The organism is Billgrantia antri (assembly GCF_017868935.1).
Taxonomy (GTDB): domain Bacteria; phylum Pseudomonadota; class Gammaproteobacteria; order Pseudomonadales; family Halomonadaceae; genus Halomonas; species Halomonas antri.
This window is the reverse complement of sequence record NZ_CP053383.1, coordinates 3,030,396-3,055,230: the sequence shown is the minus strand read 5'-3', so window position 1 is coordinate 3,055,230 and position 24,835 is coordinate 3,030,396. Positions and strand designations below refer to the sequence as shown.

Here is a 24,835-nt window from a genome sequence, read left to right as displayed (position 1 = left end):
ACTAAGCCCGTCGAGGCATTCCACTCGTCCAAACGATGCTTCATCCGCAAGAGGAGAGCCGAATGAACAAGACGATCGCCATGCGTTCCACCGCCCTGAGCCTTGGCATGCTCGCCTGTGGGCTGGTAGCCCCTGCCTGGGCCGACGAGCCGCAGAGTTGCGAAACGGTACGCTTTGCCGAGGTGGGCTGGACGGACATCACGGCTACCACCGCCATGACTAGCGAAGTCCTCGAGGCGCTTGGCTATCAGACAAAGGTCGACACGGTGTCCGTTCCGATTGCCTATTCGGGCATGCGTAACGGCGATTTCGACGTCTTCCTGGGAAACTGGATGCCGTCCATGGCCTCGATCAGTGACCCGTACATCGAACGGGGCGAAGTCGATCGCCTGTCAGCCAACCTGAAAGGGGCCAAGTACACCCTGGCGGTACCGCAGTACGTCCACGATGCCGGGGTCACGTCGGTCGCCGACCTCGATGAATACGCCGATAAGTTCGAGTCCAGTCTGCACGGTATCGAGGCCGGCAACGACGGTAACGAGCTGATCCAGCAAATGATCGATGATGATGCTTTTGGCCTGGGGGGTTGGCAGTTGGTCGACTCGAGCGAGGCCGGCATGCTGGCCGAGCTACGCGCCCGGGTACCGCGCGAGGAGTGGATGGTATTCCTCGGTTGGGAACCGCACCCGATGAATACCACCTTCGACATTGCCTATCTTGAAGGTGCGGACGACTATTTCGGCCCCGACCTGGGCGGTGCTACCGTCTATACCAATACTCGAGCCGGCTTTGCCGAGGAGTGCAGCAATGTAGGCTCCCTGCTCGAAAACCTCAACTTCACGCTGGAGATGGAAAATCGCCTGATGGGCGAGATCATGAACGAGGGCAGCGACCCGCGCGAGGCCGCTCGGGCCTATCTGCAGGAGAATCCCGACGTGCTCGATGCCTGGCTGGAGGGGGTCGATACGCGTGACGGCGAGCCCGGCGCCGAGGCTGTGAAGGCCGAGCTCGGAATTGATGCCTGAACGCTCTTGCCAAGGCGACGGGGGGCGGGCATAATTCTGCCCCATCGCCGCGCCGAAGTATGGCAAGGTGTGAAAAGGCTACGTAGCTCAGCCGGTTAGAGCACATCACTCATAATGATGGGGTCCCCTGTTCGAATCAGGGCGTAGCCACCAGATCGATCAGAACGCCCGTGCAGCCAAGCCTGCACGGGCGTTCTGTTTCCGGTCGCCGCGTCTTGCTCCGGAGGCGGCGTCGACGAGATCCGCCCTTGACCTTATGTGGCTGATCCGTATACTACGCACCGTGTTCAGGACGATTCCCGGATAGCTCAGTCGGTAGAGCAAGTGACTGTTAATCACTGGGTCGCAGGTTCGAGTCCTGCTCCGGGAGCCATTGAACACAAGCTGATTTGTGACGTTCGTCATTCCTCGATAGCTCAGTTGGTAGAGCAAGTGACTGTTAATCACTGGGTCGCAGGTTCGAGTCCTGCTCGAGGAGCCATCAGCCCTCCACGGAAAGCGTTGCACTTTCCCGCCGTATCGTTCCCGGATAGCTCAGTCGGTAGAGCAAGTGACTGTTAATCACTGGGTCGCAGGTTCGAGTCCTGCTCCGGGAGCCAAGCTCCGCTGCCCCATCGTCTGTCATCGGCTCGCCATCGCGCCGTGAGGTTTGTCGTTGCGCTGGCTGATCGCGCCTGTCGGCAAAGCGTTGCAGCGGACTTCAGTCGGGTCGAGTCATATGCCCTGTCGTACTTCGCGTACCGGATAGCGACGCTCGATCTCGTCGGCCGCCAGCGCCGGGCTGAACAGGTAGCCTTGGTAGCCCCAGCATCCCTGTAGCTTGAGGAACGCCAGTTCTTCCTCGGTTTCCACGCCTTCGGCAATGGTCTGCAGGCCCAGGGTATCGGCCAAGGCGATGATGGCCCGCACGATGCCCTGCTTCTTCTCGTCCTCGTGCACCCTCTGGATGAAGCTCATGTCGATCTTGACGGTATCGATGGGGAAGTCGCGCAGGTAGGCGAGCCCCGAATAGCCCGTACCGAAGTCGTCGATGGACAGTGCCACGCCAAGGCGTTTCAGTGCCTGCAGCGTGGATAGGGTGTAATCCAGGTCGAACATGGCCACGTGCTCGGTGATCTCCAGCTCGAGGTCGTGACCCGGTACCTTCCGCTCGTCGAGCCAGCGAGTCAGCTCGGCAACGAAATCGGAGCGGGAGAACAGCGAGGCCGAGACGTTGACCGCTATCGGTAGTATGCGACGTCCCTGGCGTCGCCATTGCGCCAACTGGTCGATTGCCGTCTTGAGCATCCAGCGATCGATGGCGGCGATCTGGCCGCTCGATTCGGCAAGCGGAATGAAGCTTCCTGGCGGCACCAGGCCGCGCTCGGGATGCTGCCAGCGGACCAGCGCCTCGAAGCCGACTATCTCATCGTCGGCGATGCCGAGCTTGGGTTGGTAGTGAGCTCGCAGCTCGTTGCGCTGCATGGCGCCGTCGAGTTCCACTCTCAGGGTCAGTCGATGCTGCGCCTGATGCTGCATGTCGCTGGAATAGAACGCATAGATGCCCCGACCACGTGCCTTGGCCTGATACATGGCGGTATCGGCGGCCTGGATCAGCTCATCGAGACTGATGCCATCGCGAGGTGCCTGGGCGATGCCGATGCTGCAACCAATGTGCACGGGCTGTTGATCGAGCCGGTAGGGCTGGCGAACGCTGCGGATCAGGCGCTTGGCCAGTGAGCGTGCTTCCTGTCGCCGACCGGCCAGCAGTACGACGAATTCGTCGCCGCCGAAGCGCGCCAGCGTGTCGCCGTCGCGCAGCTCGCGCTGCAACCGGGCGGAGACCAGCTGCAGCAGAAGGTCGCCCTGCTGGTGTCCCATGGCATCGTTGACGTGCTTGAATTCGTCCAGGTCCACGAAGAGTACCGAGAGGGCTGCCGGACCATCGCCCAACTGCTCGATTGCATGCTGGAAGCGGTTCTCCAGTAATAGCCGGTTGGGTAGCCCGGTCAAGGCATCGTAGTTGGCGAGATTGAGAATTTTCTGTTCGGCCTCTACCTGGGCCGAAACGTCTTCCATGACGGAGATGAAGTGCTCGATCTGGCCATCCTCTCCCTTTACCGCGGTGATGGTGCCGCGCTGGGGATAGTGTTCACCGTCCTTGCGTGAGTTCCAGAATTCGCCGGCCCAATGTCCTTTCGTCAGCAGGCTGCGCCACAGCGACTCGTAGAAGGCACGGTCCTGTCGGCCGGACTGGAGCATGCGAGGATTGCGTCCGACGACCTCCCGATGGCTGTGGCCCGTGATACGCGTGAAGGAGGGATTGACGTCGAGAATGTGGCCGCTGGCGTCAGCAATGATGATGGCTTCGTGGCTGTGCTCGAAGACCTCCGATGCCAGCTTCAGGCGTTGACGGTCCGCCTGCATGGTCATGGCAAAGGCAATGTCGTCGGCAAGTTCGTCGAACAGACGCAGCATGCCGTCATCGAAGCCTTCGGGCAGCAGGCTGACGACGGTCAGTACGGCCTGCACCGGTTTGCCCTTCGGCTGGATGGGGAACGCGGCAAGGGTGCCGTGCTCCTCCGGCAGGGCGGGGGAGAGGGGGTGTGGCTGCCAGTCGCGTCGGATGACATGTCCACGGCCGGCCTGAGCCTGTCGGATCAGGTCCGAGTCGGGGTAGCAGCATGCCGGGGGCGGGCCACCGTCCTGACGTACGCAGATTGCGTCCGGGCACTTGTCGGCCATGCCCGGCCGTGGTGGCTGTAGCGGCGTGATGCAGGCCAGGCTGAAGTCGCTCTTGGCAATGATGACTTCGCACATCCGCTCGTAGAGCTGAGTCGGTGTCAGCTTGAGATCGATCAGTGCCTGATTGGCATGGCTGAGCATTTCGTACATGTCGCGCATCTTCTGCACGCGATTGAGGACGTGACGGCGTTCCTCGATCAAGGCGCCAAGCAGCCAAACCACCATCTGGTTGATCAACAGGAAAACCGAGACGGCGATCAGGCTACGCTGGGCGCTTATCGGCGTGGCACCGGCTGCCATGGCATCGGCTGCGCCAGCGATCAGGCTGGCCGAAAGGACGATGAACAGACTGTTCGTCAGGGGAAGCCGGATGGCGGTGACCAGCAGCAGCGGTGTCAGCAGGAAGCTGTAGGTGGCCAGCGTCCTGCCGGCAGGATTGCTCATGCTGAAGATCACAGCGGCTGCCAGGCAGGAGAGCCCCCACAATGCCAGCGATTCCCAGTGACTCGGATGGGTGCAGGTGGAGGAAGAGCGAAGGCACAGCACCAGCAGTGGCGCGAAGAGCAGCAGGCCGTTCAAGCGCTGGATGCACCACCACAACCATTCCGTGACGAAATGCCCATTCGCCTGGGACAGGCCCAGCGCCGTCAGGCTAGACGACAGCATTGCCGGAAGCAGGCAGCCCCAAAGCAGGAATTGCGAGATACCCCGCTGGGTGTCCGGAATGCGGCCTTCCGGCGCGTAATGCAGCAGCAGATGTGCACCCAGCCAGGCCTGCGCCAACAGGGGGCCGCTGACCCATAGGGCGGCGAGTGGCGACAGGCCCTTGAGACCAAGACACATGCCGAATTCCACTGCCAGGACTGCACCTGACAAGCGTATTCGCGCGCCCCGGGAGGGGGGGAGTACGAGGAAGGCGGCAAGCAGGATCCCTCCTTGAGGCAGGATCAGGCTGAAGCCGTGGCTGGGATTGCGTAGCAAGGACGCCGCCAGGGAGAGCACGAGGTAGGCCAGCAACCAGCCCGACCAGTGCTGGCTGGCGTACCGAGCCGCACGTGCCAACCGATGAGTCACCATACGCATTCTTCCCTTGGGGCGTGAACGGGTGATGACGAGCCGTGAGTGGAGCGAACTCGTGCGGCGCCCCGGTGGCACGCTGAGGTCGTGGTAAGGGTCATTCTCGTTGATCCGCTGCTACACGCCATCAACGCAGCGTGGACGAAACCGGAGCCGGCAGGCCGTGTGGCGGTGATGCTAACAGGGAAGCGCATGAGAATGGATGACCTATCTCATGATTGCAGGGGGTGGCCTGATTGGGGCGTCGAGGTGGAGGAGGGGAGGGCGAGGGGACCGGTCGAGCGTGGGGCGGAGCCCGTAAAGGGCCCGCCCCACGGCCGCTAGTAGCGGCCGGCCAAGCGTCGCTCGGTCAGCTCGGCGTAATCGGCGAGGATGGCGGCGGCTTCGGTCACCTGGACGCGATCCACGGGCTCGTTGCGTTCCGTTTCCTCATCGCTCTGCTCGCTGCGCGCGTCGCTCAGCTCGTCCAGTGGCTCCAGGCCCAGGGCCTGGCGGCGACGGTTCTCCAGTGCCAGTTGCTCGGCATCGCGGCTCTCCACTTCCTGCTGGCGCTGCTCGCGATCCAGGCTGACGCTGGTGTGCTCCTCGCGTAGACGACGGGCCAAGGCCACTCGCTCTTTCAGGTAAACGAAGTTGGGGTGGGATTCGGCGCGTTCCCGATGACGTGCGCGCAGGGTTTCGAGATGCTCCCACGGCTCGCCGTAGTGGCGGTACTGGACGGCCTGAACAGTATCCCACTCCAGCGCGTTGTCCAGGCTACTCTCGCCGATTCGCTCCGGGTCGACCATATCGGGGAACAGGATGTCGGGCTCGACGCCGCGGTTCTGGGTGCTCTCGCCCGAGATGCGGTAGAACTTGGCACGGGTCAGCTTGATCTGGCCGTGGCTAAGGTCGTTCAGGGTCTGCACCGTGCCCTTGCCGAAGGTGGCGCTGCCCAGCACCAGCCCGCGGCCATAGTCCTGAATGGCGCCAGCGAAGATTTCCGAGGCCGAGGCGGACAGGCGGTTGACCAGCACGGCCAGGGGGCCGTCGTAGACGGTGCCGGTCTCGGTATCACCGTACAGGCTGATGCGGCCGCGTGCGTCGCGCACCTGAACGGTGGGGCCGCGGTCGATGAACAGGCCAAGCAGCGAATTGGCTTCCTGCAGGGCGCCGCCCCCGTTGTTGCGAAGGTCGAGCATGATGCCGTCGACGCCTTCCGACTTGAGCCGCTCCACCTCGCGCGCCACGTCGCGAGTGGTGCTGCGAAACTCTTCCTCTCCGGCTTGCCAGGCGTCGAAATCGACATAGAAGGTGGGGATGGTGATCACGCCGATGCGCTTGACGCCGTCGTCACGCTCCACCTCGACGATCTCGCCCTTGGCAGCCTGCTCCTCGAGGTCGACGGTATCCCGAGTAATCTCGACGGTATGCGAGCGGGTCATGTCCACGGCTTCAGCCGGCACTACCTCGAGGCGTACAACGGTCCCCTTGGGACCGCGAATCAGGTCGACCACTTCGTCCAGCCGCATGCCGACGACGTTGACCGTCTTCTCCTCGTCCTCCTGGCCCACCCCGACGATGCGGTCGGCGGGCTCAAGGACCCCGGCGCGGTCGGCCGGGCCACCAGCCACCAGGCTGGTTACCTTCACGTATTCGCCATCGGACTGCAGCATGGCGCCAATGCCTTCCAGCGACAGTCGCATCTGGATGTCGAACGACTCGCCCTGGCGCGGGGAGAGGTATTCGGTGTGCGGATCGATGCTGCCGGTTACCGCGGCCATGAACAGGCCGAAGACGTCTTCGGCGTTGGTCTGACGCAGGCGCGTGAGCTGACCCTCGTAGCGCTGGCGCAGGTTGTTCTCCACCTGCTCTTCGTCCTGGCCGCTGATGTCGAGGGTGAGAGCGTCGTTCTTCAGACGCTTGCGCCATAGCTCCTCAAGCTCGGCTTCGCTGGCGGCCCAGTCGGTATCGCGACGGTCGAGGTCGAGTCGCATGTCGGTTTCGTAGGTGAAACTCAATCCCTGATCCAGGGACTCGAGCAGCCATTCGAAGCGCGCTTCCGCACGATCGTGATAGCGGTGATAAAGCTGGTAGGCGGGTTCCAGCTCGCCCTCGAAGATCATGTCGTCGATACGCGTCTCGAGGTGACGAAACTCCTCGATGTCACTCTCGAGCAGGAAGGCGCGCTGGCTGTCCAATATGTCGAGATAGCGCTCGAAGGCCGCTTGTGACCAGGTGTCATCGAGAGCGGTGTCGGCATAATGGCCGTAGCGCAGTGATTCGGCCACCTCGACGGCAGCTTGCCGCTGGTCATCGCCGGGCTGGATCTGAGCAAGCGCCAGTTGAGCGCACGACAACAGCAGCGCCAGCGTCAGGACCGCTGTGCGCCGAATAACGACAAACTGGCTCATCGATGAAGCACCCCTGGTTTCGTGTACACTTCCTTCCCTAGACAAGCGAATGCCCGGTGAGTTGCCTATGGCAGACATCGCATTGTAGCAGCTCTTGCGTCTACCACGACCCCTGATGAGGAATCACATGTCTCGGGAAGCCCGTCTCGAGCGCCTGCTCGACTTTCTGCACCGTTCTCCCACCCCCTGGCATGCCGTCGCGGCCATGGCCGAGCGGCTCGACGCCGCCGGCTTCCGCCGGCTCGACGAGAGCCAGGCATGGCAGCTCTCGGCGGGCGAGCGGGTCTACGTGACGCGTAACGACTCGTCCATCGTGGCCTTGCAGCTGCCTCATGCGGGGCTCGAGGCGCTGCGCATGATCGGTGCCCATACCGACAGCCCCGGACTGCGGCTCAAGCCGCACGCCGCCCAGACGGCGGCAGGCTGGTTGCAGCTCGGCATCGAGCTCTACGGCGGCGTGCTGCTGGCGCCCTGGTACGATCGCGATCTGGGGCTGGCCGGGCGCGTGCATGTGCGGCATCCGGATGGCCGGATAGAGGGCGTGCTGCTGCACGTGGATCGGCCGGTCGCCATCATCCCCAGCCTCGCCATCCACCTCGATCGCGAGGTCAATGCCGGGCGAGCGATCAACGCTCAGACCCAGATGCCGCCGGTGTTTCTGCAGGGCGGAGAGAAGGCCGACCTGCAGCGCCTGCTGCTCGAGTGGCTGGAGTCCCAGCATGGCATCGCGGGGGCCGAGATCCTCGACTTCGAGCTGGCGCTCCACGACGTGCAGCCGCCGGCCCTGGTTGGCGTCGAACGCGAACTGGTGGCCAGTGCGCGGCTGGACAACCTGCTCTCTTGTTTCATTGGCCTGGAGGCGCTGCTGGAGAGCGATGGCAGCCAGGGCGTGGTTCTGGTCGCCAACGACCACGAGGAGGTCGGCAGCGCCAGCGCCTGCGGCGCCCAGGGCCCGTTCCTCGGCGACGTGCTGCGCCGCGTGAACGCGCAGCTTGGCGAGCCGGGTGACGAGGGCTTCATCCGTTTGATCCAGGCCTCACGGATGATCTCCTGCGACAATGCCCACGCCCTGCACCCCAATTTCACCGACAAGCACGATGCCGCCCACGGGCCGGTGCTCAACGGTGGGCCAGTGATCAAGGTCAACGCCAACCAGCGCTATGCCACCAACAGCGCTACGTCGGCGTTGTTCCGTGACGTCTGCCGCGAGGCCGAGGTGCCGGTGCAGACCTTCGTAACCCGTGCCGACATGGGGTGCGGTAGCACCATCGGCCCGATCACCGCCACCGAGCTTGGCGTGCCGACGCTGGACGTAGGCGTGCCCCAGTGGGCCATGCACTCGATCCGCGAGACGGCAGGTAGCCAGGATGTCGAGCACCTGACCCGGGCGCTGATTGCTTTCGCCAACCGCCCCCGGCTGGTCTGAGGCGTCACCACGAAAAACCCGGCGCACAAGGCGCCGGGTTTTTTTTCGATCTGTGGTGGCTACGCCCTGACTCGAACAGGGGACCCCATCATTATGAGTGATGTGCTCTAACCAACTGAGCTACGTAGCCAATCAACGGAGGCGAAGTCTACGGATTCACTCCCGCCAGGTCAAGGCACTGGTTACACATTGAAGCGGAAGTGAATGACGTCGCCATCCTGGACCACGTATTCCTTCCCTTCGAGGCGCCACTTGCCGGCGTCCTTGGCGCCTTGCTCGCCGCCCAGGGCGACGAAGTCGTCGTAGGCGATCACTTCGGCACGGATGAAGCCCTTCTGGAAGTCGGTGTGGATCACGCCCGCAGCCTCGGGGGCCGTGGCGCCGATCTTGATCGTCCAGGCGCGCACCTCCTTGACGCCCGCGGTGAAATAGGTCTGCAGGCCGAGCAGCTTGTAGCCGGCGCGAATCACCCGATCGAGCCCGGGCTCCTCCATGCCCATCTCGTCGAGGAACATGGCGCGCTCCTCATCGTCGAGCTCGGCGATCTCGGCCTCGAGCTGGTTGCATACCGGGACTACCACGGCGCCTTCCTCGGCGGCGATCTCGTTCACCACGTCGAGATAGGGGTTATTGTCGAAGCCGTCCTCGTTGACGTTGGCGATGTACATGGTCGGCTTGAGGGTCAGGAAGCCGAAGCTCTTGAGCTGGCGCTTCTCGTCATCGTCGAGGCCGAAGCTGCGCAGCGGCTGGCCTTCGGCCAGGTGCGGCTGGATGCGGTCGAGGATCGCCTTGGTGGCGATGGCTTCCTTGTCGCCGCCCTTGACCACGCGAACCAGTCGCTGAATGGCGCGCTCGACGGTGTCGAGGTCGGCCAACGCCAGCTCCAGGTTGATGGTCTCGATGTCGGCGCGTGGATCGACCTGGTTGGCGACATGGATGACGTTGTCGTTGTCGAAGCAGCGCACCACGTGGGCGATGGCCTGGGTCTCGCGGATGTTGGCCAGGAATTGGTTGCCGAGTCCCTCGCCCTTGGAAGCGCCCGCCACCAGGCCGGCGATGTCGACGAACTCCATGGTGGTGGGGATCACCTTCTGCGGTTTCACGATCTCGGCCAACTTGTCGAGGCGCGGATCGGGCATCGGCACGATGCCGACGTTGGGTTCGATGGTGCAGAAGGGAAAGTTCTCGGCATCGATGCCGGACTTGGTCAGGGCGTTGAAGAGGGTCGACTTGCCGACGTTGGGCAGGCCGACGATACCGCAGTTGAAACCCATGGGATCGTCCTGGAAAGCGTGTTCGCGTTTGGAAAGTGCTGGCTATTCTACCGTCGCTACGAGCTACGAGCTACGAGCTACGAGCTTGCTGCCCGAACCCGCCGAGACCGTCAGGCCTTGAAGCTGTGCAGCCGGCTCATGGCACGTGCCCATTCGCCTGTCATGACGAGCGGAAGCGTTGCCAGGCTCTCGTCGAGGGCCGCACCGATCGCTTCGAGTTCGCTCTTGCCCGGGCGGCCCAGCACATAGTTGGTCACCTGGCGTGAATCGCCGGGATGACCGATGCCGATGCGCAGGCGATTGAAGTCCTTGTCGCCCAGCGCACTGATGATGTCTCGCAGGCCGTTATGGCCGCCGTGCCCGCCTCCCTGCTTGTAGCGGGCGGTGCCGGGAGGGAGATCGAGTTCGTCATGGGCCACCAGCAGTTCGCCAGGGGCGATCTTGAAGAACTGGCACAGCGCCGCCACGGCACCGCCGCTGCGGTTCATGAAGGTGGTGGGCTCGAGCAGATGGAGTTCCTGGCCGTCGAGCTGGACCTTGGCGTAAAGGCCGAGGAACTTCTTCTCCGTGCGCAGCTCGGTGCCGGCCTGGCGCGCCAGGATCTCGACCAGCCAGGCGCCGGCGTTGTGGCGCGTGGCGGCGTAGTTGTCACCAGGGTTGCCAAGCCCGATGATCGCCTTGACCTGGGGCATATGGGCCTCCAAACAAAAACAAGCGCCGTAGCGCTTGATCGGATGGGGAAGAGGGCCGCCCGAAGGCGGCCCCGGTGGCAGCGCTTACTCGGCGTTGCCTTCTTCGCCTTCCTCGCCTTCACTCTCGCCTTCGGTGGCCTCACTGCGGCCCTTCGGCTTGGTGATGCTCAGCACGGCGTTGTCGTGGTCGGCGCCGTGAGTCAGCTCGACCAGCGTGACACCGGCCGGCAGCTTGAGGTCGGAGAGGTGCAGGGTGGTGCCCATTTCGACATCGCTGATATCGACTTCGAGGAAGTCCGGCAGGTCCTTCGGCAGGCAGCTGATCTGCACCTCGTTGGAGAGGACGTGCAGCTCACCGCCCTGATCCTTGATGCCCTTGGACTTCTCCTCGCCCAGCACGTGCAGCGGCACGTTGATGGTGATCTCGTGCGTGGCGTCCACGCGCAGGAAATCGGCATGGGTGATCAGCGGCTTGTACGGGTGGCGCTGCAGGTCACGCACGACGACCTGCTCCTTCTTGCCGTCGATGACCAGGTTGAGCACCGAGGAGAAGAAGGACTCGTCCTCGATGGCCTTGTAGAACGCGGCCTTCTCGACGGAGATCGGCTGGGGAGCCTGCTCGCCACCGTAGACGATGGCCGGCACTTCGAGGTTCGCACGACGCAGGCGGCGGCTCGCACCTTTCCCCAGGTCGTTACGAACGCTGGCATTCAGTGTGAAATCGGACATGGTATTGCCTCTTGCTGAAGGTAAGGGAGACGTGCGACCCGCGACCTGATCGCGACGTTCCCGAAAGCCCCGTGGGGGCGCTACTCCGGCGCCACGTTCTTGCTGAGAATCGTTGAGAACCTCAGTGGAACATGGCGCTGACGGATTCCTCGTTGCTGACACGACGGATCGCCTCGGCGATCAGCCCTGCCACGCTGAGCTGACGTATCTTGCCGCTGCGACGAGCGACGTCGGACAGCGGTATGGTATCGGTTACCACCACTTCATCGAGCACCGAGCCGGTGATGTTCTCGACCGCCGGGCCCGACAGGATCGGGTGGGTGGCGTAGGCCACCACGCGGCGTGCACCGTGATCCTTCAGTGCGTCGCCGGCCTTGCACAGGGTGCCGGCGGTATCGATCATGTCGTCCACCACCACGCAGGTGCGGTTCTCGATCTCGCCGATGATGTGCATCACCTGAGCCTGGTTGGCCTGGGGGCGGCGCTTGTCGATGATGGCGAGGTCGGCATTGAGCTGCTTGGCGATAGCGCGGGCCCGCACCACGCCGCCTACGTCGGGCGATACCACGACCAAATCGTCATAGTTCTGGCGCTCGATGTCGTCGAGCAGGATCGGCGAACCGTAGACGTTGTCCACCGGCACGTCGAAGAAGCCCTGGATCTGGTCGGCGTGCAAGTCCATGGTCATCACCCGGTCGACGCCGGCCTTGACCATCATGTCGGCTACCACCTTGGCCGAGATCGGCACCCGGGCGGAGCGTACCCGGCGGTCCTGCCGGGCGTAGCCGAAGTACGGCACCACGGCGGTGATACGGGTAGCCGAGGCGCGCCGCAGCGCGTCCACCATCAGGATCAGCTCCATCAGGTTGTCGTTGGTCGGTGCGCAGGTGGACTGCAGAATGAAGACGTCCTTGCCGCGAACGTTCTCGTTGATCTCGACCGCGATCTCGCCATCGCTGAACTGCCCGACCGTGGCATTGCCCATCCGAGTGTCGAGACTCTCGGCGATCTTCTGGGCGAGTTCGGGGTTGGCATTCCCGGCAAAAACCATCAATTTTGACACGCGCATCCACCTATGCAGTGTTGGGGAGCCCTGTAGCGATGAACCAGGTTGCCGTGCGCGACGCCGTAGCGCTTTGGGGGCGGACGCACGCCGGCATCATGTTCAGTCACCTAGAGCAGCATGTAGCGGGGAGAGGTTCAGGCCGCGAGCAGTGAAAGCAGTATAGCGCTCCGGCAGGTCGGCCAATAGACGCCTCGCCGCGGCTTCCGTGTTCAGCCGAGCGAAGATGCAGGCACCGGTTCCCGTCAGCATGGCGGGTGCCCGGCTGCCAAGCCAGTCGAGGGCTTCGGCGACCTGCGGATAGAGTGACCGGACCGTCGGTTCGCAGTCGTTGTGCCAGCTGGGCGCTCCCCCCTGCAGTGCGCGCGCCATGGTAATCGGGGCGGTGTTACGTGTCAATTGCGCGGCCCCGAACACCGCGGCGGTGGCGACCTCGATACCGGGATGCACGACTAGGAACCATGGGGTATCAAGCGTGACCGGCGTGAGTCGCTCGCCTACGCCTTCGGCCCAGGCGGCATGGCCGCGTACGAACACCGGGACGTCGGCGCCGAGTCGCAGCCCGAGCGCGGCCAGCCGGTCGTGCGTTAGGCCGAGCTGCCATAGCCGGTCGAGGCCGAGCAGCGTGGTGGCGGCGTCGCTGCTGCCGCCACCGAGACCGCCGCCCATGGGCAGGCGCTTGGTCAGGTGGATATCGGCCCCCAGGGGGCAGCCGCTCTCCGCCTGCAGCAGCCGAGCTGCCCGCACGATCAGGTTGTCGCCGTCGGATACGCCCGGTAGGCCAGGCGTCAGGCGGATCTCGCCATCCTTCCTCAGTCGAAGACACAGCTCGTCGCCATGCTCGAGGAATTGGAACAGAGTCTGCAGCTCGTGATAGCCGTCGGCCCGGCGGCCGGTAATGTGCAGCATGCGGTTGAGCTTGGCCGGCGCCGGCAATTGGAGTTCGGTCATCGTTTCATTCGTCGATGGTCGGGCGCCACTCGGTGACCACCAGCGTCACTTGAAGATCGTCGTATTCCATGACCATTCGGCGTGGCAACCACAGCGACTCGACCTGGGTCCAGTCGCGATAGACGATCTGCCAGCCATCCTGTTCGAGTCGCAGGGGGAAGCCGCGTGCGTCCTCAGCCAATTGATAGCCGCTGTGATCGGCGGGCAGCCCGCGAATCCAGTCGGCCAGGGCGCTGACCGGCAGCGACCAGCCCAGCTGCTGCCGCATCAGGGCTTCGGGAGTCGGGGCTTCGAAACGCCCCTCGGCGTTGGTCAGGGTGAAGCGGCCCTCGCGACCCTCGAGCAGGTTGCGGCCGCTGCCGAAGGGGCCGCTGATCAGCATGCGGTAATAATGAGGGTGCTGGCTCCAGTCGAGGTTGGCGCTGGTCGTTTCCTGAGGCGTGCGCAATCCGGCTTTGCCAATCAGCGTCCAGGTGTCCAGGGCTTCCAGCCGCTCTTGCTGCGCCTGCCACTGATTGCTCGCGCGTTCGCCTTCCGGTGCCTTGCCCGGCGCAGCGCAGCCGGCCAGCAGCACAAGAGCGAGGCTCACGATAAACCAGCGTATCTCGAAAAAGGAGCGTCTCATGGCATCGTCTCGTTGACAGTGGATGGTCAGGGCGCCAGTTCGGGAATGCGTTCGAGGAGATCGTCGATGCGTGGATGCTCGTCGTGTCGACGTAGCGCTTGTTCCACGATGCGCCGCGCCTCGTCCCGACGGTCGAGAACCCACAGCACCTCGGCCAGGTGGGCGGCGATCTCCTGGTCGGGCATGCTGGCGTAGGCGCGTTCCAGCCACCCCAGCGCCTGCTCGGGATCGCCCAGTCGATAGTAGACCCAGCCCAGGCTGTCCATGATCGCCGGACTGCCGGGCTCGAGTGCATAGGCGCGTTCGATGAGCTCGCGGGCTTCCTCCAGGCGCTCGGTGTCGTTGATGTCGGCCAGGGTGTAGCCCAGCGCGTTCAAGGCCGAGGCGTTCTCCGGGTTGGCTTCGATGATACGGCCCAGGTCACGCTCCATCCCTTCGAGGTTGCCACGCTCCCAGGTGCGCATCGCACGCAGATACAGCAGTGCCTCGTCATTGGGGGTGCGCGAGAGTTCGCGGTCGAGCAGGGCGTCGGCATCACCCTGGCGCCCGGCCTCGTCGAGCAACTCCACCTCGAGAGCCACCAGTTCGCTGAAGTGCGATTCATGGCGCAGGCGCTCGATGCGCAGGAAGGCGCGGGCGTCGAGCAAGCGGTCGTCTTCGATCAGCATCTGAGCGGCGCGCGAGCGGGCGCGCAGAAAATCGCTGCCGGGAGCGACCTGGCGATAATAGAGCAGGGCGTTGTCCAGCTCGCCCTCCTCCTCGGCAATGGTGCCCATCAGATAAAAAGCCGCAGGTGGTGGGTCGTCGCTGCTGACCAGCGGCAGCAGCAGGCGTCGGGCCGCATCCAGGTGGCCGCCTTCCAGATAGAGACGGGCCAGCGAGATGTGCAGCTCCTGGTTGCCGACGTGCTCGTCCATCAGGGTGGAGGTGTGTCGTTCGGCGGCGGCCACGTTGCCCAGCATCAGCTCGGCCTGGGCCAGCAGCAGCAGGAAGCGCGGATCTCCCGGGGAGATCGCGAGACCGCGGCGTGCGGCTTCACGGGCCTGATGCGCATTGTCGGCTTCCAGCGCCAGCTGGGCGCGCGTCAGCCACAGGGCAGGCAGCTCCGAGTGATTGCGCTCGAGCCGAGTCAGGCGCCGCTCGGCCTGCTGACGCTGGCCCGTGGCCGCTTCGAGCGTTGCCATGGCGAGCACGGCATCGTGATAGTGGGGGTGAGTGCCGGCTTCGTTGCGGTCGAGATACTCTCCCAGCCGTTCGCGAAGCGGGAGCAGGTCCGTGCCGGATTCCAGCGCCAGTTCGGCGAAGAGTGCCAGCTCGGCATGCTGACCCTGCTCGGCCAGTGCCAGGCGTCGTTCGAGCGCCTGAGCCCAGTCGCCACGCTGCAAGGCCAGGCTGGCGAGCAGGCGCAGCGGTGCTTCCGCGCTCGGGTCGAGCTCGTGCCAGGTGCCAACGGCCTGTTCGAGCAGCAGAATATCGTTGCTGAAGCGTGCCGCCAGGGTACCGCGCTCCGCCAACGGCGTGGCTTTGTAGCGTTCGGCCATGGCCAGGTAGCCCAGCGTGGCGCGGCGATAGTCACCGCGCTGTCCCGCGAATTCGGCCGTCAGCAGCGTCGCCAGCCCCTCCGCGTCCAGTCCGTGCTCGATGGGGGGCGCCGATGCCATGGGGTCTTCTTGAGACATGGCTGAAGGAGAGGAGGTCAGGCTTTGACATCCGCCCAGCAGGGCGGTCAGGCCAAGCATTGCCAGTCCATGGCGTGAGGAGCGTATCAGCGTCGAGGGCATGCGTATCTCATCCGGTGTCCCGAGTTGCCAGCATACCGGCTAGCAGCCCAGGGGCAAAGGGATCGCTGCGTCGACGATGCGGCTCGACGAATGCGTTCCCTTGTCGTGCGTCAATTGCCGAGGCGGTGTGCCTGGCGCCGAGTTCGGAAGGCTGTGATAGAATGCAGCGCCGCAGAGACGATTTTTCATTTACGGTGCCGTTGCCGACATCACCCGAAGACGCTTAACGCATGACGCTTCTTGCCCTTGGAATCAACCACAGGACGGCCACGGTCGCAGTGCGCGAGCGGGTCGCCTTCACCCCGGCTCAGCTCGAGTCGGCGTTGGCCGAGTTGCGTCACCTGCCCCAGGTGCACGAAGCGGCGGTGCTCTCGACCTGCAACCGCACGGAGCTCTATTGCGTTACCGAACCGAGCGGCGAGCGTACCATTCTCGATTGGTTGAGCCACTTCCATGGGTTGGCGCTCGAAGAGCTGACACCCTGCGCCTATCACTATCTCGACAACGATGCCGCGCGTCACTTGATGCGCGTTGCAGTGGGGCTGGATTCGATGGTGCTGGGGGAGCCTCAGATACTCGGTCAGCTCAAGGAGGCCTATCAGTCGGCACGTCAGGCGAGCGGGTTGGGCGGCGAGCTGGAGCTGCTGTTCCAGCACACCTTTGCGGTAGCCAAGCAGGTGCGTACGCGCACCGGCATCGGCCAGAACCCGGTGTCGGTGGCCTACGCCGCAGTGAGCCTGGCAAGCCGTATCTTCGAGGACTTCGGTCGTTCGCGTGCACTGCTGATCGGTGCCGGCGAGACCATCGAGCTGGTGGCGCGTCATCTTCGCGAGGCCGGCGTGCGCGACATGATCGTCGCCAATCGTACGCGTGAGCGTGCCGAGGTGCTGGCGGGCGAATTCAATGCCGAAGCGATCTCGCTCAACGAGATACCCGATGCCCTGGCGCGTTCCGACATCGTCATTTCGTCGACCGCCGCACCGTTGCCGATTCTGGGTAAGGGCATGGCGGAGCGGGCGCTGAAGAAGCGCCGCCACCGGCCGATCTTCATGGTCGACATCGCCGTGCCGCGGGACATCGAGCCCGAGGTCGGTGATCTGGATGACATTTTTCTCTACACCGTCGATGACCTCAACGAGGTGATCCAGGAGAATCGGCGTCACCGCCAGGCGGCCGCCGACCAGGCGGAAGCACTGATCGAGCATGGCGTACACGTCTGGCTGCACGAACGGCGCATCCGCAGCAGCGGAGAGCTGATCCGGCGCTATCGCGACCAGGCGGCCGAGCTGCGCGAGTATTCCGAGCGTCAGGCGCTGGCAAAGCTGGCTCGCGGGGAGGACCCTGAGGAGGTGATACGCCTGCTGGCGCACCAGCTCACCAATCGCCTGCTGCATCGGCCCACGGTAGCCCTGCGTGAGGCATCTGGCGGCGAGCGACGTGATCTGCTCATCGCCGCCGAGGCGCTGCTGCTGGATTCCCCATCAACGAAACCCTGACAGGACACGCCATGAAAGCGACCCTGCGCCAGCGTCTCGATGGCTTCGTCGAGCGCTTCGAGGAGCTCGCCGCCTTGCTGGCGGAGCCCGAGGTGATCAGCGATCAGCCTCGCTTCCGCGACTATTCCCGTGAGTATGCCGAACTCGAGGCGTTGGCCGAGGCCTGGCGCGATTATCTGGCGACCGAGCGCGAGCTGGAAGACGCCGCGTTGCTGGCCGACGACAGCGATGCCGAGATGCGCGAGCTGGCCCAGATGGAGCTGGAGGAGGGGCGGGAACGGCTGGAGACACTTGAGGCACGGCTCAAGCAGCTGCTGGTGCCGCGTGATCCCGATGACGGTCGCAACGTCTTTCTGGAGGTTCGCGCCGGTACCGGTGGCGACGAAGCAGCACTGTTCGCCGGCGACCTGTTCCGCATGTACTCGCGCTATGCCGAGAAGCGGGGCTGGAAGGTCGAGGTGATCAGCGCCAGTCATGGGGAGCAGGGCGGCTACAAGGAGATCATCTCGCGGGTCAAGGGCGATGGGGTCTATGCCCGGCTCAAGTTCGAGTCCGGCGCGCACCGCGTCCAGCGGGTGCCTGCCACGGAGTCCCAGGGGCGCATCCATACCTCGGCCTGTACCGTAGCGGTGATGCCGGAGGCCGATGAAGTGGGCGATGTCACCATCAATCCCGCCGACCTGCGGGTGGATACGTTCCGCTCCAGCGGTGCCGGCGGCCAGCACGTCAACACCACCGACTCGGCGATTCGCATCACCCACCTGCCGAGCGGGGTGGTGGTCGAGTGCCAGGAGGAGCGCAGCCAGCACAAGAACCGGGCCAAGGCCATGTCGTTGCTGGCCGCGCGCCTCAAGCAGAGCGCCGTGGAGAGCCATCAGCGCGAGCGGGCCGACACGCGCCGCAGTCTGGTCGGGTCGGGGGATCGCAGCGAGCGCATTCGCACCTACAACTTCCCCCAGGGCCGGCTCACCGACCACCGCATCAACCTGACGCTCTATAAGCTTGGTGAGGTGATGACCGGCGAACTCGACGAAGTCCTCGATCCGCTGATCCAAGAGCACCAGGCCGAGCAGCTGGCGGCGCTGCAGCAGGAGGCCTGATGCGCCTCGACGCCCTGGTGGCGTGGGCTAGCAAGCGGTTGGCTGGGGCGGGCTCGCCCACGCCGCGGCTCGATGCCGAAGTGCTGCTGTGTCATGTGCTGGGCGTCGAGCGTACCTGGCTCTATACGTGGGGCGACCGGCCCGCGACGAGCTACGCGCGGGCTCGCTTCGAGGCCCTGGTGGCGGCACGCGCAGGAGGACATCCCGTGGCCTACCTGACCGGCGTGCGCGAGTTCTGGGGGCTGGCCCTGGCCACCTCGCGGCACACCCTGATTCCCCGGCCCGACACCGAGACCCTGGTGGAAGTGCTGCTCGAGCTGGCGTCTGAGCCGTCGGGTCGGCTGCTCGATCTGGGCACCGGAACCGGCGCCATCGCACTGGCCTTCGCCAGCGAGCGGCCCGGTTGGGAGGCGCTCGGCGTCGACCGGGTGCCCGAGGCCGTGGCGCTGGCCGAGTCCAATGCGGGTCGGTTGGGCATCGCCAATGCGCGCTTCCTTCACAGCAACTGGTTCACTGCCCTGGCGGAGGAGCGCTTCGCGCTTGTCGCGGCCAACCCGCCTTATATCGACGCCAAGGATCCGCACCTGGCACAGGGCGACGTGCGCTTCGAGCCCAGCAGCGCCCTGGTCGCGGCGGGGGCAGGGCTTGCCGACCTGCGCCATCTCGCCGAGCGTGGCATAGCCCACCTGTCAGCCGGGGGCTGGCTGGTGCTGGAGCATGGGCACGACCAGGCGGCAACCGTTCGCCGCCTGCTGGAGGCCTGCGGTTATGTCGCGATAGCCGGCCGACGGGACCTGGGCGGACAGGAGCGGGTCACGTTCGGGCGGCGGCCGTAACAACGTTGAGGAGGCGTATTGGAGGGGTGGTGGTCGCTGTGGTACATCTGTTCAGGAAATAATTCCAAATGTCGGCATGTTTGTGCGACCGAACACCAGCACTACGCCTGAATGCCGCGCTTTTTCAGGTCGATTTGCTGACATGGCGACGCTTCACTCACTCTGATTCGGCTTTCCACGACACCATAATGAAAACCAAGACCCGCTCGCTCGATCGTATCGATCTCAAGATCCTGCGCTGCCTGCAGGACAACGCCCGTATCTCCTACGTCGACCTGGCCGCCCAGGTCGGACTCTCCACCACACCCTGCCTGGAGCGCGTCAAGCGCCTCGAAAAGTCCGGTGTCATCAAAGGCTACAAGGCGATACTCAACCCTCGTTCGCTCAAGGCCAACCTGTTGGTGTTCGTCGAGATCAGCCTCGAGACGCAGTCGCCGGCCGTGTTCGACGAATTCCGTCGTGCCGTCTCCCGCTTGCCACAGATCCAGGAGTGTCATCTGGTCTCGGGGCAGTTCGACTACATTCTCAAGTGCCGGATTCCCGAGATGTCCGCCTACCGCCAGCTGCTCGGCGACGTGGTGCTGACCCTTCCCGGCGTCAAGGAGTCGAAGAGCTACGTGGTGATGGAAGAGGTCAAGGAGGAATTCTCGCTTTACGTCCCCGACATCGACGAACTCGAAGGCAAGTAATGGCAATGAACGACGAGGCGCTGCTGCGCTACAGCCGGCAGATCATGCTGGAGGCGATCGACATCGACGGGCAGGAGCGTCTGCTGGCTTCACGCGTGCTGGTGGTGGGTGCCGGCGGACTGGGCTCGCCGGTGGCGCTCTACCTGGCCGCCGCCGGAGTGGGTCACTTGGTCCTGGCCGACGCCGACGAGGTGGAACTCTCCAACCTGCAGCGCCAGATCGCCCATGGCATGGACGATCTGGGGCGCAACAAGGCGCGCTCTGCCCGTGATTCCGCCGTGGCGCTCAACCCTGGGTGCGACATCCGCGTGATCGAGGCGCATCTCGATGAGGCCGCGCTCGATGCCACCGTGCGCCAGGTCGATCTGGTGCTCGACTGTACCGACCGCTTCTCCAGCCGCTATGCCATCAATGCCGCCTGTCAGCGCGCCGGTGTACCGCTGGTGTCCGGGGCGGCGATCCGGTTCTCCGGCCAACTGGCGGTGTTCGATTCGCGCGATGCCGCTTCGCCCTGCTATGCCTGCCTCTATCCCCCGGGGGAGGGTGGCGACGAGGAGCTGCGCTGTGCCGAAAGCGGGGTAGTGGCGCCGTTGGTGGGGCTGATCGGCTGTTTTCAGGCGCTGGAAGCGGTCAAGCTGCTCAGCGGCGCCGGAACGCCGCACAGGGGGCTTTCCACCTTTGACGGCCTCTCCGGGCAGTGGCGTCACTTCCAGGTGCCGCGCGATCCGAACTGTCCGGTATGTGCCGCACGCTGAGCTCGGGTGATGGTTATTATTTTACAAATGCAATTGGCCGTCATAGTGAGAAAGCCCAATTCGGCTGCGCTATTTCTCAATTCACTGCTGTTTTTAAAGGATTTTTTTAAGACCTGCTTGGGCTGGGTAAAGGCTGGTAAGTCAATTTCGTTATTGAATACTTGACAGCCCCTGTCGGTATGGTGCCAGACTAGTCGAACCCGATGTCCCGGTGTACCGCTTCAGGAAACGCAGTATGACCACTGCCGCCCAGACCGACAGACCCGCCTCCTACTATCGCGACTCGATCGCGGTGCGTCTCGATCAGACATGTCCACCGCTCGCCGGCCAGCGGCGTGTCGACGTGTGCGTGATCGGTGGCGGTATCACCGGCTGTTCCGCCGCGCTCCACCTGGCCGAGCGTGGCTATTCGGTAGCGCTGCTGGAGGCTCGCGAGATCGGCTTCGGCGCCTCCGGGCGCAGCGGAGGGCAGATTCTTCCCGGTCTTGGGACCGATATCGCCACCGTAGCGCAGGCGCTTGGCCGCGAGCGTGCCCGGGAGGTGTGGGAGATGAGCCGCGAGGCGGTGGGCCTCACGGCCGAGCTCATCGAGCGCCACGCCATTCCCTGCGACCTCGCCTGGGGCTATCTGCATGCCGCAGTCAAGCCGCGCCACGTGCGTGAACTGCGCGAGATGCAGGAGAGCCTGGCGCGGGACTACGGCTACACGGCGCTCGAGTGGCTGGAAGGTGGGGCGCTGCGTGAGCGAGTCGTCACCGACGCCTATCCCGGCGCCCTTCTCGAGCACGAGGGGGGGCACCTGCATCCGCTCAATTATACCTTGGGCCTGGCACGGGCGGCCCAGCGGGCGGGCGTTGCGATTTACGAGCATAGCCCCGCCCTGGCCGTACGTCGCGGCCAGCCGGCCACGGTGGTGACGGCCCAGGGGGAGGTCACGGCCGATTTCGTGGTGGTTGGCGCCAATGCCTACCTGGGGCGCCTGCTGCCGGAGCTGGAGGGGCGCGTCATGCGTGCGGCCAACTATATCATCGCCACCGAGCCGCTGGGTGAGGCGCGGGCGGCTCAAGTCCTGCCGTGCAACGATGCGCTATCCGATGCCAATTTCGTGCTCGACTACTACCGTCTCTCGTCCGACAGGCGGCTGATCTATGGCGGGGAGGTCAGTTACGATGGCCGCGAGCCACGCGGCTTGCAGCAGCGCATGGACGCCAAGATCGCACGCTTGTTTCCGGTCCTCGACGGGATACGTATCGACTACCGCTGGGGTGGTGACGTGGCGATCACGCTCAACCGTGCGCCGGACTTCGGCCGCCTTGGCAGCAACGTCTACTATGCCCAGGGCTATTCGGGGCACGGCATGGCGCTGGCCGGGCTGGCCGGAAAGCTGCTTGGCGAGGCCATTGCCGGTCAGAGCGAACGTTTCGATCTCTTTGCCGCCATGCCCCATCGCCGCTTTCCCGGCGGCGAGCGCCTGCGCACGCCGCTGCTGGTACTGGCCACCACTTTTTACAAGCTGCGCGACCGACTATAACGAACATGACGCCCGGGACGGGCTGCAATGAGGTTCCCATGAAAGACCTGGAAAGCTGGCTGAAGGAACGACGCATCACCGAGGTGGAGTGCCTGGTCAGCGATATCACCGGTATTGCCCGCGGCAAGATTACGCCGGTGTCGAAGTTCATGGCCGAAAAGGGAATGCGTCTGCCCGAGAGCGTGCTGCTGCAGACCGTGACCGGTGACTACGTCGAGGACGAGCTCTATTACTCGCTGCTCGACCCTGCAGATATCGACATGCTCTGCCGACCCGATATCTCCGCGGTCTACCCGGTACCCTGGGCGCTGGAGCCTACCGCCCAGGTGATCCACGACTGCTACGACAAGATGGGCAACCCCATCGAACTCTCCTCCCGCAACCAGCTCAAGCGGGTGCTGGCGCTCTACGCCGAACAGGGCTGGAAGCCGGTGGTGGCGCCGGAAATGGAGTTCTACCTGACCAAGCGCTGCGAGGATCCCGACCTGCCGCTGCTGCCGCCCATCGGCCGCAGCGGGCGCCAGGAAACCGGTCGGCAGTCGTTCTCGATCGATGCGGCCAACGAGTTCGATCCGCTGTTCGAGGACATGTATGACTGGTGCGAGGTTCAGGGCCTCGACATCGATACCCTGATCCACGAGGAGGGGACCGCCCAGATGGAGATCAACTTCCGTCACGGCGACCCTCTGATGCTGGCCGACCAGGTCTTCCTGTTCAAGCGCACCCTGCGCGAGGCGGCGCTCAAGCACGACGTGGTGGCGACCTTCATGGCCAAGCCGATCACCAACGAGCCCGGCAGCGCCATGCATATCCATCAGAGCGTGCTGGATGCCACGACCGGCAAGAGCGTGTTTGCCAACGAGGACGGCTCCATGAGCCAGCTGTTCCTGCACCATATCGGCGGCATGCAGCGCTTCATTCCCGAGGCGCTGCCGCTGATGGCGCCCAACGTCAATTCCTTCCGCCGTTTCCTGCCCGACACCTCGGCGCCGGTCAACGTCGAGTGGGGCGAGGAGAACCGCACCTGCGGTCTCAGGGTGCCGGACTCTTCACCGCAGAACCGGCGCATCGAAAACCGCCTGCCCGGCGCCGACGCCAACGCCTATCTCGCCATTGCGGGAAGCTTGCTGTGTGGTTACCTCGGTATGATGCAGCAGCTCAACCCCTCCGCGCCGGTGCAGGGCCGGGCCTTCGAGCGTCGCAACCTGCGCCTGCCGTTCACCCTCGAGCAGGCCCTGGAGCGGATGGAGAACTGCAGCGAGCTGGAGCGCTACATGGGCCATCGCTTCGTGACCGGCTACGTGGCAGTCAAGCGGGTGGAGAACGAGAACTTCAAGAAAGTCATCAGCTCGTGGGAGAGGGAGTTCCTGCTGTTGAGCGTTTAGTGGGAAGAATGACCGGCCAGCTGCTGCGGTCGGACCGACGACAACAATGCGAACAAGAGGTGTCATCATGTCATGTCAACGCAAGCTGACTCAGGCCGTAGCGCTGTGCTCACTGACCATCGCCGCTGCCGCCCAGGCCAATGAGGTGCGCGTCTACAACTGGTCGGACTACATCGCGCCGGACACGCTGGAAAAGTTCACCGAGGCCACCGGCATCGAGGTGATCTACGACGTCTACGACAGCAACGAGGTGCTCGACGCCGCTGTGCTGGCGGGTCGCTCCGGCTATGACGTGGTGGTGCCCTCCAACTACTACCTGACCCGCCAGGTCAGCGCCGGGGTCTATCAGGAGCTGGATCACGACAAGATCCCCAACATGGAGAACCTCAACCCCGAACTGATGGAGCAGCTGGAGTCGATCGACCCGGGCAGCCAGTATTCGATTCCCTACATGTGGGGCACCAACGGTATCGGCTACAACGTCGAGCGGGTCACCGAGATTCTCGGCGAAAATGCGCCGCTGGATTCCTGGGCGCTGATCTTCGACCCCGAGGTGACCACGGCACTGAACGAGGGCGGCTGCGGTATCTCCATGCTGGATACCGGTGACGACATGCTCTCTGCCGCCATGGCCTACCTGGGCCTGTCGCCGACCTCGGAGGAGACCGAAGACGTCGAGGCGGCCGGCGATCTGATCGCCGCGGTGCGCGACAACATCACTTACTTCCACTCGTCGCGCTACATCTCCGACCTTGCCAACGGCGATATCTGCGTGGCGGCGGGCTACTCTGGCGACATCTTCCAGGCCGCCGACCGCGCCGAGGAAGCGGGGCGTGACTTCGAGATCGCCTACACCATACCCAAGGAGGGCGCGGCGCTGTGGTTCGACATGATGGCGATTCCGGCCGACGCGCCCAACCCGGACAACGCCCACGCCTTCATCAACTTCATCCTCGAGCCCGAAATCGCCGCTGACATCACCGAGTACGTGGTCTACGCCAACCCCAATATCGCCGCCAACGAATATCTCGACCCGGAGATCCTCAACGACACCTCCGTCTATCCCAATCAGGAGGTGATGGAGAACTTATACGTTCAGGAAGAGAAATCCCTGGCCGTGCAGCGCGTGCGTACTCGCACCTGGAACCGGGTGAAGTCCGGTATCTGACCCTCCCATGCCGGCCCTGCGGGCCGGCATAAAGACATGAATTCGTCACGTACCCCTGGCGTCGCCACGCCCAGGTCGGCGGGCCCGGCCAGGCACCATTTGTGACGAGTTCCGC

Annotated in this window: 19 protein-coding genes and 5 tRNA genes; 14 read left to right on the top strand and 10 right to left on the bottom strand. The window is 64.4% G+C overall.

The annotated features are described in order from the left end of the window. Positions 1–62 precede the first annotated feature (62 nt). The 5 genes from HNO53_RS14190 to HNO53_RS14170 all read left to right on the top strand — a co-directional run bounded on the left by HNO53_RS14190 (position 63) and on the right by HNO53_RS14170 (position 1,624). The gene (locus tag HNO53_RS14190) at positions 63–1,025 is read left to right on the top strand and encodes a choline ABC transporter substrate-binding protein (protein ID WP_209473122.1); all 963 of its coding nucleotides are present in this window, start codon (positions 63–65) and stop codon (positions 1,023–1,025) included. A gap of 76 nt (positions 1,026–1,101) precedes the next feature. After that, positions 1,102–1,178, top strand: a tRNA-Met gene (locus HNO53_RS14185). A gap of 144 nt (positions 1,179–1,322) precedes the next feature. Next, positions 1,323–1,398 (top strand) — tRNA-Asn (locus tag HNO53_RS14180). 32 nt (positions 1,399–1,430) lie between these two features. Continuing rightward, positions 1,431–1,506 (top strand) — tRNA-Asn (locus tag HNO53_RS14175). Positions 1,507–1,548: 42 nt separating this feature from the next. Then, positions 1,549–1,624 (top strand) — tRNA-Asn (locus HNO53_RS14170). Positions 1,625–1,739: 115 nt separating this feature from the next. On the opposite strand, the gene HNO53_RS14165 is transcribed toward HNO53_RS14170, so the two are convergent. Together HNO53_RS14165 and HNO53_RS14160 are read right to left on the bottom strand one after the other, a co-directional pair. Then, a complete protein-coding gene (locus HNO53_RS14165; RefSeq protein WP_209473120.1) occupies positions 1,740–4,826 on the bottom strand; it encodes a bifunctional diguanylate cyclase/phosphodiesterase in 3,087 nt (1,028 codons plus the stop codon). A gap of 320 nt (positions 4,827–5,146) precedes the next feature. Next, the gene (locus HNO53_RS14160; protein WP_209473118.1) at positions 5,147–7,219 is read right to left on the bottom strand and encodes a carboxy terminal-processing peptidase; all 2,073 of its coding nucleotides are present in this window, start codon (positions 7,217–7,219) and stop codon (positions 5,147–5,149) included. Positions 7,220–7,346: 127 nt separating this feature from the next. On the opposite strand from HNO53_RS14160, the gene HNO53_RS14155 reads away from it, so the two are divergent. Further along, positions 7,347–8,645: a M18 family aminopeptidase gene (locus HNO53_RS14155; protein WP_209473116.1), complete on the top strand. Its 1,299-nt coding sequence runs from the start codon at positions 7,347–7,349 to the stop codon at positions 8,643–8,645. Positions 8,646–8,698: 53 nt separating this feature from the next. Here HNO53_RS14155 and HNO53_RS14150 read toward each other — a convergent pair. The 8 genes from HNO53_RS14150 to HNO53_RS14115 all read right to left on the bottom strand — a co-directional run bounded on the left by HNO53_RS14150 (position 8,699) and on the right by HNO53_RS14115 (position 15,640). Beyond that, positions 8,699–8,775, bottom strand: a tRNA-Met gene (locus HNO53_RS14150). A gap of 52 nt (positions 8,776–8,827) precedes the next feature. Further along, on the bottom strand, positions 8,828–9,919 hold the full coding sequence (ychF, locus tag HNO53_RS14145) for a redox-regulated ATPase YchF (RefSeq protein WP_209473114.1): 1,092 nt from the start codon (positions 9,917–9,919) through the stop codon (positions 8,828–8,830). Positions 9,920–10,029: 110 nt separating this feature from the next. Then, the gene (pth, locus tag HNO53_RS14140) at positions 10,030–10,611 is read right to left on the bottom strand and encodes an aminoacyl-tRNA hydrolase (RefSeq protein ID WP_209473111.1); all 582 of its coding nucleotides are present in this window, start codon (positions 10,609–10,611) and stop codon (positions 10,030–10,032) included. A gap of 84 nt (positions 10,612–10,695) precedes the next feature. Next, the gene (locus HNO53_RS14135) at positions 10,696–11,340 is read right to left on the bottom strand and encodes a 50S ribosomal protein L25/general stress protein Ctc (protein ID WP_209473109.1); all 645 of its coding nucleotides are present in this window, start codon (positions 11,338–11,340) and stop codon (positions 10,696–10,698) included. A 121-nt stretch (positions 11,341–11,461) separates the two neighbouring features. After that, positions 11,462–12,403, bottom strand: coding sequence for a ribose-phosphate pyrophosphokinase (locus tag HNO53_RS14130; protein WP_010629229.1), 942 nt, complete (start codon positions 12,401–12,403; stop codon positions 11,462–11,464). 102 nt (positions 12,404–12,505) lie between these two features. Continuing rightward, on the bottom strand, positions 12,506–13,354 hold the full coding sequence (gene ispE, locus HNO53_RS14125) for a 4-(cytidine 5'-diphospho)-2-C-methyl-D-erythritol kinase (protein WP_209473107.1): 849 nt from the start codon (positions 13,352–13,354) through the stop codon (positions 12,506–12,508). 4 nt (positions 13,355–13,358) lie between these two features. After that, on the bottom strand, positions 13,359–13,979 hold the full coding sequence (gene lolB, locus HNO53_RS14120; protein WP_209473105.1) for a lipoprotein insertase outer membrane protein LolB: 621 nt from the start codon (positions 13,977–13,979) through the stop codon (positions 13,359–13,361). A 26-nt stretch (positions 13,980–14,005) separates the two neighbouring features. Further along, on the bottom strand, positions 14,006–15,640 hold the full coding sequence (locus tag HNO53_RS14115) for a tetratricopeptide repeat protein (RefSeq protein WP_242597426.1): 1,635 nt from the start codon (positions 15,638–15,640) through the stop codon (positions 14,006–14,008). A 350-nt stretch (positions 15,641–15,990) separates the two neighbouring features. On the opposite strand from HNO53_RS14115, the gene hemA reads away from it, so the two are divergent. The 8 genes from hemA to HNO53_RS14075 all read left to right on the top strand — a co-directional run bounded on the left by hemA (position 15,991) and on the right by HNO53_RS14075 (position 24,720). Next, complete coding sequence (gene hemA, locus HNO53_RS14110) at positions 15,991–17,256, top strand: glutamyl-tRNA reductase (RefSeq protein ID WP_209473103.1); 1,266 nt, start codon at positions 15,991–15,993, stop codon at positions 17,254–17,256. Positions 17,257–17,267: 11 nt separating this feature from the next. Beyond that, a complete protein-coding gene (gene prfA, locus HNO53_RS14105) occupies positions 17,268–18,356 on the top strand; it encodes a peptide chain release factor 1 (RefSeq protein ID WP_209473101.1) in 1,089 nt (362 codons plus the stop codon). Continuing rightward, a complete protein-coding gene (gene prmC, locus HNO53_RS14100) occupies positions 18,356–19,192 on the top strand; it encodes a peptide chain release factor N(5)-glutamine methyltransferase (RefSeq protein WP_209473099.1) in 837 nt (278 codons plus the stop codon). The genes prfA and prmC overlap by 1 nt, the downstream gene beginning before the upstream one ends. Before the next feature lie 188 nt (positions 19,193–19,380). Further along, positions 19,381–19,881: a winged helix-turn-helix transcriptional regulator gene (locus HNO53_RS14095; RefSeq protein WP_209473097.1), complete on the top strand. Its 501-nt coding sequence runs from the start codon at positions 19,381–19,383 to the stop codon at positions 19,879–19,881. Between the two features lie 5 nt (positions 19,882–19,886). Beyond that, the gene (locus HNO53_RS14090; protein ID WP_209478653.1) at positions 19,887–20,636 is read left to right on the top strand and encodes a HesA/MoeB/ThiF family protein; all 750 of its coding nucleotides are present in this window, start codon (positions 19,887–19,889) and stop codon (positions 20,634–20,636) included. Between the two features lie 235 nt (positions 20,637–20,871). After that, entirely contained in the window at positions 20,872–22,167 is a 1,296-nt protein-coding gene (locus HNO53_RS14085; protein ID WP_209473096.1) for an NAD(P)/FAD-dependent oxidoreductase, read from the top strand. Between the two features lie 38 nt (positions 22,168–22,205). Further along, positions 22,206–23,552, top strand: coding sequence for a glutamine synthetase family protein (locus HNO53_RS14080; RefSeq protein ID WP_209473094.1), 1,347 nt, complete (start codon positions 22,206–22,208; stop codon positions 23,550–23,552). Positions 23,553–23,619: 67 nt separating this feature from the next. Continuing rightward, positions 23,620–24,720: a polyamine ABC transporter substrate-binding protein gene (locus HNO53_RS14075; protein ID WP_209473091.1), complete on the top strand. Its 1,101-nt coding sequence runs from the start codon at positions 23,620–23,622 to the stop codon at positions 24,718–24,720. The last annotated feature ends 115 nt before the right edge of the window (positions 24,721–24,835 follow it).